This is a genomic window from Candidatus Poribacteria bacterium (assembly GCA_016866785.1).
In the GTDB taxonomy this organism is placed as follows: Bacteria; Poribacteria; WGA-4E.
Genome location: VGLH01000287.1, coordinates 1 through 1,601, shown reverse-complemented (window position 1 = coordinate 1,601; position 1,601 = coordinate 1). Strand labels below are relative to the sequence as shown.

At 65.5% G+C, this 1,601-nt stretch carries 1 protein-coding gene and 1 tRNA gene; one reads left to right on the top strand and one right to left on the bottom strand.

Annotated features, from left to right (window positions below; translation table 11 throughout):
* The coding region (locus FJZ36_19360) for a hypothetical protein (protein ID MBM3217056.1) at positions 1-1,091 on the bottom strand (1,091 nt) is incomplete at its 3' end.
* 380 nt (positions 1,092-1,471) lie between these two features.
* Between FJZ36_19360 and FJZ36_19355 the strand changes: the two genes are divergently transcribed.
* Positions 1,472-1,547: transfer RNA gene (locus tag FJZ36_19355), tRNA-Ala, on the top strand.
* Positions 1,548-1,601 lie beyond the last annotated feature (54 nt).

The window sequence follows — 1,601 nt, the reverse complement described above, 5'->3', positions numbered from 1 at the left end:
ATCCTCGAACCGATTTGTTGGAACGCGCCGGTCTTGGAGGTCGAGCGGAAAACCGCATAGCCGGAGACATCGCGCAGGACCGGCGGGCTCCACGAGAGCCGCACGCCGCCCTCGACGGCTTCGGTCGCCAGCCGCGCAGGACGCGCCGCCGCCTGGCGGATCCCGTCGATGTGGGCGAGCAGGGCATCGCGTCCTTCTCCGGCAACGAGCGCGAAGACGGCGGTCACGGCGTTCTTGCCCCGCAGGGCGAAGGGCCCGGCGGCGACGATCGTGAAGTAGTTCTGCGGAACAGCGGTCTGGGTCTGCTGGGTCGCGGCTCCGAGGAATCCCGCTCTCTGTTCGTCGGTGAACGTCCAGGGCGTCTGGGGAACCAGGGCGATCCGGTGCGCTTGTATCTTGCTCTCGATGAGAACCGTCGCCGCCTGGATGGGATTCGTGCCGTCGGATGGGTCGCCGTCGTAGGTGATCGACGCGCGCCGAGCAGCGTCCCATTGGACGAGGTCGAGGTTCGGGTTGCCCGCTTGGGCGATCTCAGCATCCATATCCCAGTTGGTTGCCAGGGCGACGTAGACGTTCTCGGCGGCGAGCTCGCCCAGGTTCGTCATCGTCAGTCGGACGATGACGCCGTGGCTTTCGGGGCTCTTCGGGTCGCTCCAGGTGAACGAGGACTGCTCGACGAGGACATCGAAAGTGTCGGAGAGCTTGGCTCTGTAGGCGGTGTCGATGCGCTGCTGACCGGGGATGCGGCTCGCGTCGCGGGGGTCTCCGAAGCTCGCGGTCACCCATTCGCCGGTTCCCAGGCGTCCTTCGGCGGAGAGCTCGGTCGAGCTGGCGACGGGAGCCGTCGCGGTTCCGACCCAGACCTCCGAGTAGCTTTGGAGGTAGTCGCGAGCGTCCGGCGAAGTCGTCGGGTACGTGAAGTTCGGGGAGACGAGATTGCCCTGGACGCGACTCGCGAGGGAGCCCTTGCCGGCGATCCCGGCTTCGACATGCCCGCCTCGGTGCGTGGCGGAAACCTGCGCGATCCCTACGGGCACGACACCACCAGCCGCGATGCACCACAGAGCGCAGATGACGAGGGAGCGTTTCACGGTCTGCCTCAGGCTTCCTGGACGCGGGATCGAGTCGTACGGTCAGAGAGCATCAAGGCGTCAACGTATCATACGGACGGGGTTGTGTCAAAGAAGCGATGCGACAGGAAAGGCTGTTTCATGAGCGGGTCTCGTCCTGCTACGCGGGGCCAGGAAGCGGGAATCCAGGGCTCTGGGCTCCCGCTTTCGCGGGAGCGACGGAGCGGAAACGGTGGCTCCATGGACGGCTGGTGTCCCGTCGGAGCAACGGACGTTCGTCTGGACCCCGCCGTGCGGGGACCGAATGGCTTCATGAAACAGCCCTGCGACCTCAGCGATCGGCTTGACGCCCGATCTGGCAGCCGGTACAATACACGCGTTCGCCCAACACGTCTGGATATGGGGCTGTAGCTCAGTTGGGAGAGCGCCTGAATCGCACTCAGGAGGTCAGGGGTTCGACTCCCCTCAGCTCCACCAAGCCAAAACCCAGTCGTGGCTTCGGTTCTCACCACTTCGACCGACCCATAGCGA